Source organism: Haloarcula sp. H-GB5 (genome assembly GCF_054850705.1).
Window position 1 is genome coordinate 1,059,372 of the sequence record NZ_JBTWBG010000001.1, and the last position, 14,121, is coordinate 1,073,492.

17 protein-coding genes and 1 tRNA gene are annotated in these 14,121 nt (G+C 61.6%); 13 read left to right on the forward strand and 5 right to left on the reverse strand.

Annotated features, from left to right (window positions below):
• Positions 1-10: 10 nt before the first annotated feature.
• A complete protein-coding gene (locus tag ACYJ11_RS05540) occupies positions 11-787 on the forward strand; it encodes a DUF3105 domain-containing protein (RefSeq protein ID WP_461647015.1) in 777 nt (258 codons plus the stop codon).
• A 21-nt stretch (positions 788-808) separates the two neighbouring features.
• On the opposite strand, the gene ACYJ11_RS05545 is transcribed toward ACYJ11_RS05540, so the two are convergent.
• Positions 809-1,642: an NAD+ synthase gene (locus ACYJ11_RS05545; protein WP_461647016.1), complete on the reverse strand. Its 834-nt coding sequence runs from the start codon at positions 1,640-1,642 to the stop codon at positions 809-811.
• A gap of 206 nt (positions 1,643-1,848) precedes the next feature.
• Here ACYJ11_RS05545 and ACYJ11_RS05550 point away from each other — a divergent pair.
• The 6 genes from ACYJ11_RS05550 to ACYJ11_RS05575 all read left to right on the forward strand — a co-directional run bounded on the left by ACYJ11_RS05550 (position 1,849) and on the right by ACYJ11_RS05575 (position 5,746).
• A tRNA-Gly gene (locus ACYJ11_RS05550) sits at positions 1,849-1,919 on the forward strand.
• Positions 1,920-2,136: 217 nt separating this feature from the next.
• Positions 2,137-2,277, forward strand: a complete 141-nt coding sequence (locus ACYJ11_RS05555; protein ID WP_461647017.1) for a hypothetical protein — start codon at positions 2,137-2,139, stop codon at positions 2,275-2,277.
• 164 nt (positions 2,278-2,441) lie between these two features.
• Positions 2,442-3,449: an AAA family ATPase gene (locus ACYJ11_RS05560; protein ID WP_461647018.1), complete on the forward strand. Its 1,008-nt coding sequence runs from the start codon at positions 2,442-2,444 to the stop codon at positions 3,447-3,449.
• Positions 3,450-3,631: 182 nt separating this feature from the next.
• Complete coding sequence (locus ACYJ11_RS05565; RefSeq protein WP_004516108.1) at positions 3,632-3,940, forward strand: 30S ribosomal protein S24e; 309 nt, start codon at positions 3,632-3,634, stop codon at positions 3,938-3,940.
• Complete coding sequence (locus ACYJ11_RS05570; RefSeq protein ID WP_004590578.1) at positions 3,941-4,075, forward strand: 30S ribosomal protein S27ae; 135 nt, start codon at positions 3,941-3,943, stop codon at positions 4,073-4,075.
• Positions 4,076-4,084: 9 nt separating this feature from the next.
• Entirely contained in the window at positions 4,085-5,746 is a 1,662-nt protein-coding gene (locus ACYJ11_RS05575; RefSeq protein WP_461647019.1) for a bifunctional N(6)-L-threonylcarbamoyladenine synthase/serine/threonine protein kinase, read from the forward strand.
• Positions 5,747-6,037: 291 nt separating this feature from the next.
• Here ACYJ11_RS05575 and ACYJ11_RS05580 read toward each other — a convergent pair whose 3' ends face one another.
• The gene (locus ACYJ11_RS05580) at positions 6,038-6,847 is read right to left on the reverse strand and encodes a class I SAM-dependent methyltransferase (RefSeq protein WP_461647020.1); all 810 of its coding nucleotides are present in this window, start codon (positions 6,845-6,847) and stop codon (positions 6,038-6,040) included.
• A 159-nt stretch (positions 6,848-7,006) separates the two neighbouring features.
• Between ACYJ11_RS05580 and ACYJ11_RS05585 the strand changes: the two genes are divergently transcribed.
• From ACYJ11_RS05585 to ACYJ11_RS05610, 6 genes are all read left to right on the forward strand, one after another.
• Complete coding sequence (locus ACYJ11_RS05585) at positions 7,007-7,195, forward strand: hypothetical protein (RefSeq protein WP_461647021.1); 189 nt, start codon at positions 7,007-7,009, stop codon at positions 7,193-7,195.
• Positions 7,196-7,484: 289 nt separating this feature from the next.
• Positions 7,485-7,760, forward strand: coding sequence for a DUF5808 domain-containing protein (locus tag ACYJ11_RS05590; RefSeq protein ID WP_461647022.1), 276 nt, complete (start codon positions 7,485-7,487; stop codon positions 7,758-7,760).
• 110 nt (positions 7,761-7,870) lie between these two features.
• On the forward strand, positions 7,871-8,542 hold the full coding sequence (locus ACYJ11_RS05595) for a non-canonical purine NTP pyrophosphatase (protein WP_461647023.1): 672 nt from the start codon (positions 7,871-7,873) through the stop codon (positions 8,540-8,542).
• Entirely contained in the window at positions 8,532-8,654 is a 123-nt protein-coding gene (locus tag ACYJ11_RS05600) for a hypothetical protein (protein ID WP_461647024.1), read from the forward strand. The genes ACYJ11_RS05595 and ACYJ11_RS05600 overlap by 11 nt, the downstream gene beginning before the upstream one ends.
• A complete protein-coding gene (locus tag ACYJ11_RS05605; RefSeq protein WP_461647025.1) occupies positions 8,644-9,441 on the forward strand; it encodes an SDR family NAD(P)-dependent oxidoreductase in 798 nt (265 codons plus the stop codon). The genes ACYJ11_RS05600 and ACYJ11_RS05605 overlap by 11 nt, the downstream gene beginning before the upstream one ends.
• 132 nt (positions 9,442-9,573) lie before the next feature.
• A complete protein-coding gene (locus tag ACYJ11_RS05610; protein WP_461647026.1) occupies positions 9,574-11,277 on the forward strand; it encodes a methyl-accepting chemotaxis protein in 1,704 nt (567 codons plus the stop codon).
• A gap of 7 nt (positions 11,278-11,284) precedes the next feature.
• On the opposite strand, the gene ACYJ11_RS05615 is transcribed toward ACYJ11_RS05610, so the two are convergent.
• The 3 genes from ACYJ11_RS05615 to ACYJ11_RS05625 form a co-directional block, all read right to left on the reverse strand.
• Positions 11,285-11,761: a DUF7384 family protein gene (locus ACYJ11_RS05615; RefSeq protein WP_461647027.1), complete on the reverse strand. Its 477-nt coding sequence runs from the start codon at positions 11,759-11,761 to the stop codon at positions 11,285-11,287.
• 386 nt (positions 11,762-12,147) lie between these two features.
• On the reverse strand, positions 12,148-12,813 hold the full coding sequence (locus ACYJ11_RS05620; RefSeq protein ID WP_461647028.1) for a potassium channel family protein: 666 nt from the start codon (positions 12,811-12,813) through the stop codon (positions 12,148-12,150).
• A gap of 55 nt (positions 12,814-12,868) precedes the next feature.
• The gene (locus ACYJ11_RS05625) at positions 12,869-14,047 is read right to left on the reverse strand and encodes a hypothetical protein (protein ID WP_461647029.1); all 1,179 of its coding nucleotides are present in this window, start codon (positions 14,045-14,047) and stop codon (positions 12,869-12,871) included.
• Between the last annotated feature and the right edge of the window lie 74 nt (positions 14,048-14,121).

A 14,121-nucleotide genomic window follows, 5' to 3' on the forward strand; every position in this document is an offset into this window, starting at 1 on the left:
CGAGCCGCCAATGGTCGACTGTGAGTACTGCGTGGAATCGTTCGACGGCGACGACGCCTACCTTGACCATCTCGCCGACGCCCACGACGGCGAGCTGGGCGCGATTGATCGACGGCGCGTCGAGGAGCATACCGGTGGCGAAGATGGGAACGCCCTCCCGGTCGGGCCGATTGTTATCGGCGTCGTCGTGGTCTTCGCTATTGGGCTCACAGTGTACGTGACTCAGTTGAGCGGTGGCGACGGCGGCAGCGGAAGTGACGCGGACCTGATCGGGACGACAGGTGCACAGCCGCTCTCCGCGGTCGAGGCCACCGGGGTCGAAGCGTCGTCACTGGACGAGACCGGCGACAGTGACCGACTGTCCAGTGTGGAACAGTTCCCGGACCGGGGGAACAACCATGTCGAAGAAGGCAGTGCTATCGACTACCAGCGAGTCCCGCCACTCTCCGGGACACACTATGCGTCAACGGTGAGTGCAGGCTTCTACGAGGCGACGCCGCTGCTCGGTTCACTCGTCCATACGCTGGAACACGGCGCGGTCATCGTCTACTACGACCCCGAGGAGATCTCGCCCGAAGCCAGAGAGAGCCTCCGAGAGTTTTCCAGTGTTCATACCGGCACCTGGCGGAGCGTCGTTGCCGTTCCAAACCCCAAGGACGAACCGCGGGCGACCTACGTCGTGACGGCGTGGCAGCACGAGCTACTGATGGATAGCTACGACGCCGAAACGGTCCATGCGTTCCTTTCGGAGTATCTGGGTCGTGGCCCGGAGAACCCGGTTCGCTAGCGACTGAAACGAGAGACAGACTCAGTACAGCGGGTCCGGACCCGGGGGCATGGCTCGCTTGTGGGCACTTGATTCGTACATCTCGCGGACAGTCTCGACGACATCGAGCGGGACACCGAGCCGGTCCGCTGTCGCGGCTGCCGGAACACCACCGTCGATGTGCAGGGCGAGGATGGAGTCGAGCGTGTCGTAGTCCATCCCCATCTCGTCGGCGTCGGTCTGGCCGGCCCACATCTCGGCACTGGCAGTCTTCTCCGCGAGGTCATCGGGGACGCCGACGTGTTTCGCAAGCTGTCGGACCTGCTGCTTGTACAGCGCCGCAATGGGGTGGCAGTCGACTGCGCCGTCGCCGTACTTCGTGTAGTAGCCGACCAGCGCCTCGCTGCGGTTCCCGGTGCCCAGAACCAACGCCTGCTCGTGGTTGCCAACGAGGTAGTTCAGTACCGCCCGACAGCGAACCCGGAGGTTGCCGACGGCGAGCTGGTCTCCCTCTGCCTCGGGGTAGGCGTCGAGGAACGCGTCGACCAGCGGGTTGATCTCGATGACGTCGTATTCGATGCTGAGCAGGTCGTTGGCCACCCGCTCGGCGTCGCTCATGTTGTCAGCCCGGTTGACCTCGCTCGGCATTACGAGCCCGTGAACGGCATCACGGCCGAGCGCTTCGACGGCCAGATGCGAGACGAGCGTACTGTCGATGCCGCCCGAGAGCCCCATGACCACCGTGTCGACACCGGCGGCGTCGACCTGTTCCTGAATAAACGAGGTGATATGGTCGCGGTTCGCCTCCAACTCAGCCTCGGAGAACGTCAGGTTCAGCGGCTCATCGGCACGGACAATGGATTCGGCCGTTGCCATACTCTCTAGTTGGACGGACGGAACTAATACCCATCTATCGACGTGATATTTTCGGACACGCGTCCAGTCAAAACGCTACGTTCAAGTGCAGTCGCTGTTGACAGTTCGGTACGGGGTTCGCAGGTCCGACCGACCTGCAGTCTACCACAGCGCGCCGATGGTGAGCGATTCCGCAGGAATCGCGAGCCACGGTGTGACTGCGACGAGCGCCGGTGGTCCAGTGGTAGGACATTGCCTTCCCAAGGCAATAGCCCGGGTTCAATTCCCGGCCGGCGCACTCCCTGCGGTCGTTTGCCGCCCGATGTTCGCGAACGCGCTGCGTTCGCTCACTCTCGGCCGGCGCATTTTGCTGCGAGGAATTCGCGAGCAGTCAATGCAGTCGGAAATCACCTCTCACAGGCGGCATACAGTTCCGGCACCGCAGATCGTGGCGACATGATTCTAGGTACGTAGAACGAACGGTTATATGAAAAGAATGTGTAGTGAGTTAACGTATGACGCGACCATCCACTCGGCCCCAGAATCCCTTCCGGGAATGTAAGAAGTGCGACGAGCCGGTAATCAAAACGGACGACGAGGAGTTCGAGTGCGTGGAATGCGGGTGGCAGCCAGCCGAGGACAGTCTGCTCTCCTAAGCGAGGATCGAGGACTGCCGGTCTCAGTGTGTCGGTCGCTGTTGGATCTCGGTCGTGAGAAGGGTCACCGAATGCGCCGCTATTGTCCCATAGGTACCAGCGGGTAGTGTGAGCCCGCGGACCGCGGGATACTTGTCGGGGCCGGGCATACCCAGTGCCAACAGATGGACGCGCCGCTGTGGACGGAGACACACGCCCCGGAGTTGTCGGAGATCCGCCAGCCGAAGGCCCGCGAGCACCTGCAGGGAGCCATCGAGGAGCCGATGAACCTCCTGGTCCACGGGCCAAAAGGGAGCGGGAAGACGGCCGCCGTCCGAGCCTTTGCCCGAGAGGTCCACGAGAACCCCGACGCGGACTTCACCGAACTCAACATGGCCGACGTGTTCGGGATGACAAAAAAGGAAGTCGCCAACGACCCGCGGTTCGCGTCGTTCATCGACAGCAAGCGACGGCGCAAGTCTTCGAAGGCCGACCTCATCAACCACGTCCTCAAAGAGTCCGCCAGCTACTCGCCTGTATCTGGTAGCTACAAGACTATTCTGCTCGACAACGCCGAGGGGATGCGCGAGGACTTCCAGCAGGCGCTGCGTCGGGTGATGGAGCAGTACTACGAGGCGACGCAGTTCGTCATCGCGACGCGTCAACCTTCGGCGGTCATCCCGCCGATCCGCTCGCGGTGTTTCCCGGTCGTGATGCGCGAGCCGACCCACGAGGAAACGGCGTCGGTGCTTGAGGACATCGTCACTGCGGAGAGCGTCGATCATGACGAGGAGGGCATCGAGTACGTCGCCGGCTACGCTGAGGGGGACCTCCGGACGGCAGTGCTGGCCGCCCAGACGACCGCCGAAGCCGAGGGCGAGGTGACGATGGACGCCGCCTTCGAGACGCTGAACGCCGTCGAAGCCGACGACCAGATCGAGCAGATGATCGACGCGGCCGAGGAGGGGCGCTTTACCGATGCCCGGTCGACGCTCGACGACCTACTCGTCGACGAGGGGTACGGCGCGTCCGACATCCTCGACGACATGCTGGCAGTGGCCCGGTCACGCTACTCCGGCGACCGACTGGCCGAGATCCACAAGATGGCCGGCGAGACGGATATGGCGCTCGTCGACGCGGCCAACGAGCGAATACATCTCTCACACCTCCTCGCACAGCTGGGCGAGCAGTAGGGAGGTTCCAGCCGCTATTGCTCTGGAAGTGCTGTACCGGGCACAGCTAACCGCTACAGCACGTTCCCGTCCCATCGCCGAATCGCTGCACGGCACGGCGACACGGAATCGCGGATGGAGACGGCGTCAGCCGCTTCGAAATCCTTTTACGCGCTTCGGCGGGTAGATACGGACAACGAACCATGGATATCGACATCATCGAAGAAGACGAGAATCCCATGTTGCACCGCACGGACGTCCGGTTCGAGGTCGTCCACGATGAAGCTACCCCCTCCCGTCTCTCTGTCCGCGACTCTCTTGCGGCCACGCTGAACAAGGATGCCGAGGAAGTCGTCATCCACAAGCTCGACACCAAGTTCGGCATGCGGAAGACGGTCGGCTACGCGAAGGTCTACGACAACCCCGAGTACGCCCGCGACGTCGAGCAGGACCACATGCTCGAACGCAACAAGATCGTCGCCGACGGCGAAGAGGAAGCGGAGGAAGCATAGATGCCACACAACGAGTACTACAGCGACGACGGCGAACTCGACCGTGAGACCTGCCCCCGGTGCGGTGACACCGTCCTCGCCGAGCACGAGGACCGCCAGCACTGCGGCAAGTGCGGCTACACCGAGTGGAAGTAAGGCCACCCGATGCGTATTCTGGGTATCGAAGGTACCGCCTGGGCAGCCAGTGCTTCGGTGTTTGAAACACCGGACCCAGCGCAGGTAACCGACGACGACCACGTTTTCATCGAAACTGACGCGTACGCGCCAGACAGCGGCGGCATCCACCCGCGCGAGGCCGCCGAACATATGGGCGAAGCCATCCCGACCGTCGTCGAGACGGCCATCGAACACGCACACGAGCGAGCGGCCGCTGGCGGGGCGGACGGGAGCGGCGAAACCGGTGCGCCAATCGATGCCGTCGCCTTCGCTCGCGGCCCGGGACTTGGGCCCTGTCTGCGTATTGTCGCCACAGCCGCCCGGGCAGTCGCCCAGCGCTTCGACGTGCCGCTCGTCGGTGTGAACCACATGGTCGCCCACCTCGAAGTGGGCCGCCACCGCTCGGGCTTCGATTCGCCGGTGTGCCTGAACGCCTCCGGCGCGAACGCCCACATCCTGGGCTATCGAAACGGCCGGTACCGCGTGCTGGGCGAGACGATGGACACCGGCGTCGGCAACGCTATCGACAAATTCACGCGACATATCGGCTGGTCCCATCCCGGCGGGCCGAAGGTCGAACAGCACGCACAGGACGGCGAGTACCACGAGCTTCCCTACGTGGTCAAGGGAATGGACTTCTCGTTTTCCGGCATCATGAGCGCCGCCAAGCAGGCCGTCGATGATGGCGTCCCAGTGGACGATGTCTGTCGCGGGATGGAGGAGACCATCTTCGCGATGTTGACGGAAGTCTCCGAGCGGGCGCTGTCGCTGACCGGGGCCGACGAACTGGTGCTCGGCGGCGGCGTCGGCCAGAACGACCGCCTCCAGCGGATGCTCGGCGAGATGTGCGAGCAACGCGGCGCAGCGTTTTACGCCCCCGAACATCGCTTCCTGCGGGACAACGCCGGGATGATAGCGATGCTCGGCGCGAAGATGTACGCGGCCGGCGACACCGTCGCCATCGAGGACTCGCGCATCGACTCGAACTTCCGGCCCGACGAGGTAGCCGTCACCTGGCGCGGTACCGAGGAGTCGGTGGACAGCTACAGGATGGGAGGCAACGAAGTTCAGGGCGCGGAGGCGACCGTCCGCTTTGACGGTGACCGGGTGATCAAGGAGCGCGTGCCGCGGAGCTACCGCCACCCGACGCTGGACGAGCGCCTGCGGATCGAACGAACCAGACAGGAAGCCCGGCTCACCAGTGAGGCGCGCCGCAACGGCGTCCCGACGCCGCTGGTTCGGGATGTCGACCCCAACGAATCGCGCATTGTCTTCCAGCGCGTAGGCGACACAGACCTCCGTGAAGGGCTGTCCGAGTCGCGCGTCGCAGACGTGGGCTGCTGGCTCGCTCGCATCCACGACGCCGGCTTCGTGCACGGCGACCCGACGACGCGGAACGTCCGGGTGGGTGGCCGCGGCGGACAGGCGGACCGAACATTCCTCATCGACTTCGGCCTCGGGTACTACACGCAGGAGGCTGAGGACCACGCGATGGACCTCCACGTCTTCGCTCAGTCGCTCGCCGGAACCGCGGACGACCCCGAGACGCTGCTGTCGGCCGCCGAGGACGCATACCAGACTGAGAGCGACCACGCCGACGCGGTGTTCGCCAGCCTCGACGATATCGAGGGACGGGGCCGGTATCAGTAGGAGAGGATCCTAACAGTCGTTGGCAATTTAACCCAAGTTATTCAGCCTAGGTAAGCGTCTGAGAGATTTAGATTTGGGGCCAATGGACCTGAGATACTACCTCAATCACTAATTGAAATATTTATTATGTATGCGCAAGGAAGCCCACGACTAATTCGATTGGAGTGAGTTAAATGTAATAATATATATTGGCGTAATCTTACACACCTACTTAACCGGGTTTTAGTGTTGAGATTGCCTGTGAATTGGATAATATGAATAAACAAAATAAAAGCAATGTTTCAGCGGATGTTATTCTGAACTAGACTTGACGCCAGAAATGACTGTCTCAGTATCTCTCTGGATGAAAACAGATTCGTCTTGGTCAGCAAGGTAGTCACGGACTTCGGTTTCGAATGAGGCTTGCTGCTTACCGAGGATCTTCGGAGAACAGAATGATAAGGAGAACAGGTATCCGATAATTTCATCTGAAGTCCACGGCCGGTTCACACGGATTTCTAACGACTCGATGTTTTCAAACCCAAAGTCATCTATTTTATCATCCCATGGATCGTCGTATTCAACAGGACCGGTCCTCTCCGGAACATCATCTAAATAATCCATTACGATTCTGTAGATTCCTTCCTGCCAAGATTGTGTTCCTCGTCTTAACCATTCAGAATTCCCCATTAGTGCAATCCCTCCACCAGGAATGAGCATCCGCCAAATTTCACTGAGCGTCTGTTCTTGATCCATCCAATGAAACGATCGCCCCATCCCGACCATTTTGAACGGGCCATCTATCGCCGGTAGATCAGTATCTGATCCTTTCTGCACCGTGACGTCCCCCTTCGAACGCTCGTTAGCCTTCCGTTCGACTTGCCGCAACATATCGGGATTTGGATCCATAGCAACTACTTCACCAACCCGATTAGCGAGTGGCACGCCTATTTCACCGGTACCGCATCCAAGGTCTAAAACGCGGTCTGAATTGTTGAATGTAAATCGCCCGTCAAGATACTCAAATACTCTTGTAGAGTACCCGGGTCGGTGGGCTGCGTAATACTCCGCAGTTGTCGCAAATAGGTCCTCTTCGGCACTAGAACTGCTCTTGTCAGTCATACGAATGTTCGATATTAAATATCAATTCATCTAAACCCTTGTTGTTCCATCAGCCAACCCTTTTTGCGTTATTAGTATACTTGGTGGTGGAGCGTAGACGATGGAGCGTAACTCCGGAAGCGACTGGAGAAGGTCATCGAGGGCGGCGACGTCTACGAGTTGGAGGCCGTCGATCACGGCGTGGTCGTCGGCTACGATGGCGACCGTCCGGTGGAGACCGCGATGTCCGGACTGACGCGCGTCGGGAACCACTCGAAGTACGGCTTCGGAGAGTTTCTGGTGAAACCCGTCACTCCAGATGAAACCAACGTCAAGAAACAGATTGTAAAGCCGAAGTCGGAGGTCTGACAAACGAGCAATGATCGGCAAGGATTCCGCAGTGTCCCGGTCGGTCAGACTGAATAAAGTAGATCACATTGCCAACAACTGCTAAGGGAGGTGCTGAGTGCCGGTCGGCGGAGCAAGCATACCGCGGCCAGAGGCCGCGGTTTCACGCGAATCGCTCCGCGATTCGCGCCTTTTTCGCCCACGTTTTTGCAAGCGAGGGTGCCCGCAGGCCGCAGCGCGGCCGAGGACACCCCTCGCAGCAAAAAGGTGGTGGACAAATGGTTTAACCTCGGCCCGAGTAGAACGCAGTATGGCAGAAAAACCCCAGTCGGGAACGTTGTTCGGCGTGCCGTACAACTTCGAACGACCGAGCCTCAAGCGGTTGGTGTCGGCCTATTGGAAGCCCGGTGAAGACATGCTAGTGGAGAAGCCGTTTGGCATCGGCTACACGCTGAACCTGGCGAACTGGCGCTCATGGGTCGTGCTGGCGGTCGCCGGCGTGATGCTGTATCTCGAACGCGGCGGCAGCAGCGAGGAGTTCGACTCCGAGAGCGAGGACGAACCGGTCGAAGTCGTCGTCGACTGACGGCGAGGTGCTATCCGCGCCGGCCCCTGGTACGGTCCGGAAATACTCTACAGCAGTCCGCCCGAGCGGAGTTTCGACGGCTCTTTTATCGCCGGTCGCCGTGTGCCGGTATGCTCAATTTTGTCACGACCAATCCCGGGAAAGTCCGGGAGGCGACCGAGTATCTTGATGACGAGGTCGAACAGTTCGACTTCGACTACCCGGAGATCCAGGCCGACGACCTGAAAACGGTCGCGGCCGAGGGAGCACGGGCGGCCTACCGAGCAGCAGACGGGCCGGTCATCGTCGACGACGCGGGGCTGTTCATCGACGCCTTCGATGGGTTCCCCGGACCGTACTCCTCGTACGTCGAGGATACCGTTGGGGTTGAGCGCGTCTGGCGCATGACCGAGCCGGAGGCCGACCGCGGCGCGGCGTTCAAGACAGTCATCGCCTACTGCGACGGTGGGGGGTTCGAGGCGACGCCGGATCCGGACGGGATCGACCGCGAGGACCGGCGCGGACAGGACCTAGCGGCCGACGACCGCGGCACGGCGACGACGGACGAGCAGGTTCACGATGGGAGCGCGGAGAAGAGCAGCGAGGCGGTGCCGGTAAAGCTGTTCGAGGGGCGCGTGAACGGCGAAATCGTCGCGCCCCGCGGCGAAGGCGGGTTCGGCTTCGACCCTATCTTCGAGCACGACGGAACGACGTTCGCAGAAATGAGCACCGAGCAGAAGAACGCCATCTCCCACCGGGGTCGGGCGCTGGCGAAGTTCGCGGAGTGGTACGGTGAGCGGTAGCGAACCGTCCGTCGAGGGATGGGCCGCATCCCTCGGAAGTTCCAGCGACGAGGGACCGACGACGCTGGAACCCGAAGCGACAACGGTCGCGGAGTGGTACGGTGAGCGGTAGCGACGTACCGGTCGTCGGGACCGGTGGCACTGCTTTGATAACCGGTGCGTCAGCGGGCATCGGCGAAGCGTTGGCACGCGAGTTCGCCGCACGCGGACACGACGTAGTGCTGGTCGCACGGAGCGAGGAGAAACTGAAGCGGCTGGCCGACGACCTCGAAACGAGGGGAGTCACGGCGACGCCCGTCGCAATGGACCTCGACCATGCGACGGCCGCCGAGGATCTGTACGAGGAGGTGACCGAGCGCGGTCTGGACATCGATATCCTCGTCAATAACGTCGGTGTGGGGACTTACGGCCCGTTCGCCGAAAGCGACCTCGACGCGGAGCGAACGCAACTGCAGCTGAACGTCATGCTCCCCGTCGAGCTGACGCGATTGTTTATAGACGAGTTCGATGAGGGCGGCGCGGTTATCAACATGGGTTCAGTCGCCGGGTTCCAGCCGGGGCCGAACCTCGCAGGCTACTACGCGAGCAAAGCGTACATCAACAGCTTCAGCGAGGCGCTCGCCGAGGAGTTTCGAGGGACACCGGTCGACGTGACGGTAGTCTGTCCCGGCCCGGTCGACACGGCGTTCCAGGAGCGGGCCGGAATGGCGGACTCGACAGTCGGATCAGTCACCTCGAATACGCCCGACGTAGTCGCATCGGCGGCCTACGAGGGGACTGCCGCCGGGGAGACTGTCGTCATTCCGCGGCGGTCGATGCGGCTGATCGACCGACTTGTCAGGGTGACACCGCGCTGGCTCGTCCGGCGCGTTGCGGCACTGGTCAATCGGGACAGGTAGAGAATCAATTTCGAGACTGCCATTGATTCAGGAGCCCGTCTCGTCTCCAGCCTATTTTTTGTCCACAGACTCCTTTTCAATCTCCGAGAATCGGACTCGAACCTTATTATACACTGTAAGAAAAAGGTGCGTATGCTCACAGACCCCGTCGGACAGTACAAGTCGGTGATACGTAGATCGCTCGATGTTTTTGGTGTCTCCGGTTCGGTCGAACGGAAGGTACTCGCAGCTGTCGGTCTGCAGTTCGCCGCTTCGGTCGCGCTGGCAGTTGTCTCGCTTGTCGCCAGCGGGACCGTCCGGTTCGTCGTCACTGGCGTGTTGCTGGCTGGCGCTATCGTCGCGTTTGCCAACACGGTGTTCATCACCCGTGAAGACTTCGTCGAACCCGTCACAGCGATGGCCGCGGGTGCGGACCATATCGCGGCTGGTGAACTCGACGTCGAACTGCCCGAGAGCGAGCGCGACGACGAGGTCGCCGAACTGCTCTCGTCGTTTCGCTCGATGCAATCCTATCTGCTGACGGTGTCCCGGCAGGCCGACGCGCTCTCTCGGCAGGAGTTCGACGCCGACGTTCTCGACGAAGACGTACCCGGAACCTTCGGCCAGTCGCTGGAGAAGATGGCCGCCAGCATGGACGATTACACGACCGAACTACAGGAGATGACCAGCGACCTCGAACGGCGCTCTCAGGCGCTCAACGACCTCGTCGTCGCCTTCGGTGACGCCGCCGAGCAGGCGAAAGACGGGGACCTGACGGCCACTATCGACGAGGACTTCCAGGCCGACGACGAGCAGTTCGACGCCGTCGTCGAGAACTACAACGACCTCGTGACGACGCTGGGGGAGACGGTCGCAACCGTCGCCACGTTCGCCGAGGACGTCGACGAGACGAGCGACCACGTCACCCGGAGCGTCGAAGAGATCGACAATGCGAGCGACGAGATTTCCCGGTCGATTCAGGAGATCTCGGCTGGAGCCAGCCAGCAGGCGTCGCGCCACGACGACGTCGCCTCGGAGATGAACACGCTATCTGCCACCGTCGAAGAGATCGCCGCCACCGCCGAAAACGCGGCCGACACCGCAGAAAAGGCGACGCAGCGAGGGCGCGAGGGACGCGCGGATGCTGAGCAGGCGATCGACGAACTCGACGAGATGGAGGCTCGTATCGACGATATCGCCGTCGCAGTCGAAAGTCTGGTCGACCAGATCAGCGAGATCGACGACATCGTCGAGGTCATCACGGATATCGCCGAGCAGACGAACATGCTCGCGCTAAACGCCTCTATCGAGGCGGCTCGCGCGGACGCAAGCGGAGACGGATTCGCTGTCGTCGCCGACGAGGTGAAGACACTCGCAGAAGAGACCCGCGACGCCGCGACGGACGTGTCGGACCGCATCGAATCAGTCCAGCACGAGGCCAGCGAGACCGTCAGCGACGTAGAGGCGACGAATCAGCAAGTGACCGACAGCGCTGCGACCATCGAGTCGGCGCTCCGAGACTTCGAAGACATCGTCGACGTGCTCGGCGAGGTCAACGCCTCGATTCAGGAGATCTCGGGAGCGACCTCCGAGCAGGCGGAGACCACGCAGGAGGTCGTCGATATGGTCGACGAAGTCGCGACTGTGAGCGAGCAGACCAACGAGGAGTCCGAGGCCGTCGCCGCCGCGACCGAGGAACAGACCGCGACAATTACCGAAGTGACCAACGAAGTGCAGGAGATGGCAGCCCAGACAGACGAGCTGCGCGAGGTACTTGCGGCGTTCGAGGTTGCCGAGGACGCGGCTGGGCCGTCAGGGACAGTCTCTGCAACCACGGTAACGACGGCTGACGACTGAGGACTCGCTACGCACGCGGGTCCCGGTCAGGACCGGGGTATTCGCCGTTCTCGACGACAGTGTACAGTGATTCCGGATCGAACAGGCGAGCGAAGGCGTCCGGCGGTCTGACACTCAGAGACATATGACGGTTGAGCGACGCGCTGGTCCGGGCGCTTCGCAGGTCGTCATCGTAAGAAAGGAGATGTTGTGCGCCGCCCCGGTAGGCCGAGGCCAGGGCGGGGTGGTCGCCGGCCGGGTGGTTGACTATGTCACAGTCGGGTTCGATCCGCGCCCGCCAGTCAGCCGCCAAGGCGTCGTCGGCGAGGTCGGCGATGACGGCAGTAGCATCGTCTAACAGGTGGTCACTCGCGACGAGCACGACCCACGAGTGGCGGCGAACGTGGTCGAGAGCGTCACGGGCGTCACTGTCTGGCCCACACAACAGGTCGGCGGCGAGGACATCGGCGTCCGCGACGACACGCGCTGGCGACGGCTCATGCATCGTCCTCGTCCTCCGTCCGGTGCTCGTCGAGCGCCGCACAAACGGCCTCGCCCGTGGTCTGGTAGTCCGCCGCACGTTCGAACAGCGTCGCCCATGTCATAACAGAAAGCAGTGGTTGGCCGGGCAAAAAGCCGTGTCGTCTGTCGTCCGTCGGCCACCTGTCTGACGGGTGTTTATGTCTACCGGTAGCATTCCACCCGGTACGGGCGCGCTTCCACGGCTGCAGTGGATGTCGGTGCCACTGCGTGCCATCCTATCCTCCCCAGACGCGCCCGGACACCGCGATCCTCCCTTTCATATCCTACTTCCCCCCGGCTTTCGTCGAACACAGCAGATACTATCAGTCTGAGAGATATTTCGACAGAGCGGCCCGGATACCCGGAATCTTAGGCTGGCGCGTCGCCACGGAGCGTCGCTCGAATGTCGTCCAGCCCGCCGGGATCAGCCATGATCGCAACGCTGTCGCCGGGTTCGATCTCGGTCTGTGGAAGTGGAATCGTCATCGGTTCGTGGTCTTTGCCGTGTGCGTAGATGTGTGCGTCGCCGGGCAGTTCCACCTCAACAACCCGTTTCCCGACAAACGGTGAGTCGTCGGGAATACGGATGCTCGCGACCGAGAGCTGTTCGGTCAGATCGGCGAGGACGTTGAAGTCACCGCCCAGCAGCGCCGTCTTCGCACCGGCTGCGCCCAGCCGCTCGGGGTAGATGATCTCGTCCACGTCGGCGGCGTACTTCTCGTAGATCTCCTCGCGGTAGTCGGCGTCGATCCGCAGAACGGTTCGACAGCCGAACTCCTTGCCGATCATACAGGCGGTGAAGTTCGTATTCAGATCGCCCGTGAGACCGCCGATAGCGTCCGCACTTTCGATACCGGCATCGACAAGGACGCTCTCCTCGTTGCCGTCACCCTGGATCGTCTCAAACCCGGTTTCTCTGGCCCGTTCGACTTTCACAGGATCGTTGTCGATGATAACGACTTCGTGCCCTTCGCTCTGCAGAATCCGTGCGGTCCGGATGCCGACGCGGCCATAGCCAACGATAACGAACTTCATGGACTACGGTACGACGGCCACCATTAAAAATGTGAACGGGTGACAGGGTGGCGCGTTAGCCTTCTGTCGTCCCGGCTTCTTCGGTCGCGTTGTCCGTTTCGTCGGTCTCGTCGCTTTCGTCAGTCTCCTCAGTTTCGTCCGCTGGCGGCTCCTCAGTCTCGTCTTCAGTCGGTTCTTCGGTCTCGTTCGCGGGTGGCTCCTCGGTTTCGTCTTCGGTTGGCTCTTCAGTTTCGTTCGCTGGTGGCTCTTCGGTCTCGTTTTCAGTCGGTTCTTCAGTCTCGTTTGCGGGCGGCTCTTCAGTCTCGTCTTCAGTCTCGTTCGCTGGCGGCTCTTCGGTCCCGTTTGCGGGTGGCTCCTCGGTTTCGTTTTCAGTCGGTTCCTCGGTCTCGTTCGCTGGCGGCTCTTCAGTCTCGCCTTCGGTCGGTTCTTCAGTCTCGTTCGCTGGCGGCTCTTCGGTTTCGTTTTCAGTCGGTTCCTCGGTCTCGTTTGCGGGCGGCTCCTCAGTTTCGTCTTCAGTTGGCTCTTCAGGCGTGTCAGTAGCAGACTCGATGGTGATCTCGACGAACGCACCGTCGTCGCGCGTGAAGACGCTATGGATGTACGTATCCGGCTCGACACCGGTCGTGTCGGCGGTGAACGTCACGTCAGTGGATTCGTTCGCGTCAAGAGTCACAGACTCGGAGGCCAGCGGCTGGCCACCCAGTCGGAACTCGACGGTCTGGGTCGTGTTGAAGTCGTTCGGGTTGGCAACGGTTGCATCAACGGTGATGTTGTCACCGGCGGTGGCGCTCGTCGGTGCGTTGAGGCTCTCCAGCGTGAACGAGTCGGAGACGGTAATCGCGGCGACCTGTCCGTCGTCGCTAGTGAAGACACCGTGGCGGTAGTCACCGGGTTCAATGCCGGTCGTGTCCGTGGAGAACTGGACTGTAGTGGTCTCGTTGGGCTCAAGCGTGACGAGCGTCCGGTCGACGACAGCTCCATCGAACCGGAACGCCACGGATTCAGTCACCGAGGTGTTCTCGTTGTTCGTGACCGTTGCGGCTACGTCAGCAGTCGAGTTCGGTGCGACGCTCTCTGGAGCAGTCAGGGAGTCGACAGCGATCCCTGTGTTCCCGGCCTGTTCCGACGGCGATTCCTGTTGCGCTGTCACGCCCGGTACAGCCCCAACCTGTGCGGTGAGGCCGCCAACGACGAGCAACGCAGCGAAAACGGCAAGTGTGCGATTTTTTATCATGAGTTGGTCATGCAGTGATCGGCAGGCAATGCGAACGATAGGACGGGTGAACGACACATAAACTGACGAGACAG

What these genes read in the sequence shown, in the direction of transcription:
- ACYJ11_RS05540 (WP_461647015.1), top strand. Translation starts at nt 11, where the DNA reads ATGGTCGACTGTGAGTACTGCGTGGAATCGTTCGACGGCGACGACGCC.
- ACYJ11_RS05545 (WP_461647016.1), bottom strand. Translation starts at nt 1,642, where the DNA reads ATGGCAACGGCCGAATCCATTGTCCGTGCCGATGAGCCGCTGAACCTG.
- ACYJ11_RS05555 (WP_461647017.1), top strand. Translation starts at nt 2,137, where the DNA reads ATGACGCGACCATCCACTCGGCCCCAGAATCCCTTCCGGGAATGTAAG.
- ACYJ11_RS05560 (WP_461647018.1), top strand. Translation starts at nt 2,442, where the DNA reads ATGGACGCGCCGCTGTGGACGGAGACACACGCCCCGGAGTTGTCGGAG.
- ACYJ11_RS05565 (WP_004516108.1), top strand. Translation starts at nt 3,632, where the DNA reads ATGGATATCGACATCATCGAAGAAGACGAGAATCCCATGTTGCACCGC.
- ACYJ11_RS05570 (WP_004590578.1), top strand. Translation starts at nt 3,941, where the DNA reads ATGCCACACAACGAGTACTACAGCGACGACGGCGAACTCGACCGTGAG.
- ACYJ11_RS05575 (WP_461647019.1), top strand. Translation starts at nt 4,085, where the DNA reads ATGCGTATTCTGGGTATCGAAGGTACCGCCTGGGCAGCCAGTGCTTCG.
- ACYJ11_RS05580 (WP_461647020.1), bottom strand. Translation starts at nt 6,847, where the DNA reads ATGACTGACAAGAGCAGTTCTAGTGCCGAAGAGGACCTATTTGCGACA.
- ACYJ11_RS05590 (WP_461647022.1), top strand. Translation starts at nt 7,485, where the DNA reads ATGGCAGAAAAACCCCAGTCGGGAACGTTGTTCGGCGTGCCGTACAAC.
- ACYJ11_RS05595 (WP_461647023.1), top strand. Translation starts at nt 7,871, where the DNA reads ATGCTCAATTTTGTCACGACCAATCCCGGGAAAGTCCGGGAGGCGACC.
- ACYJ11_RS05610 (WP_461647026.1), top strand. Translation starts at nt 9,574, where the DNA reads ATGCTCACAGACCCCGTCGGACAGTACAAGTCGGTGATACGTAGATCG.
- ACYJ11_RS05615 (WP_461647027.1), bottom strand. Translation starts at nt 11,761, where the DNA reads ATGCATGAGCCGTCGCCAGCGCGTGTCGTCGCGGACGCCGATGTCCTC.
- ACYJ11_RS05620 (WP_461647028.1), bottom strand. Translation starts at nt 12,813, where the DNA reads ATGAAGTTCGTTATCGTTGGCTATGGCCGCGTCGGCATCCGGACCGCA.
- ACYJ11_RS05625 (WP_461647029.1), bottom strand. Translation starts at nt 14,047, where the DNA reads ATGATAAAAAATCGCACACTTGCCGTTTTCGCTGCGTTGCTCGTCGTT.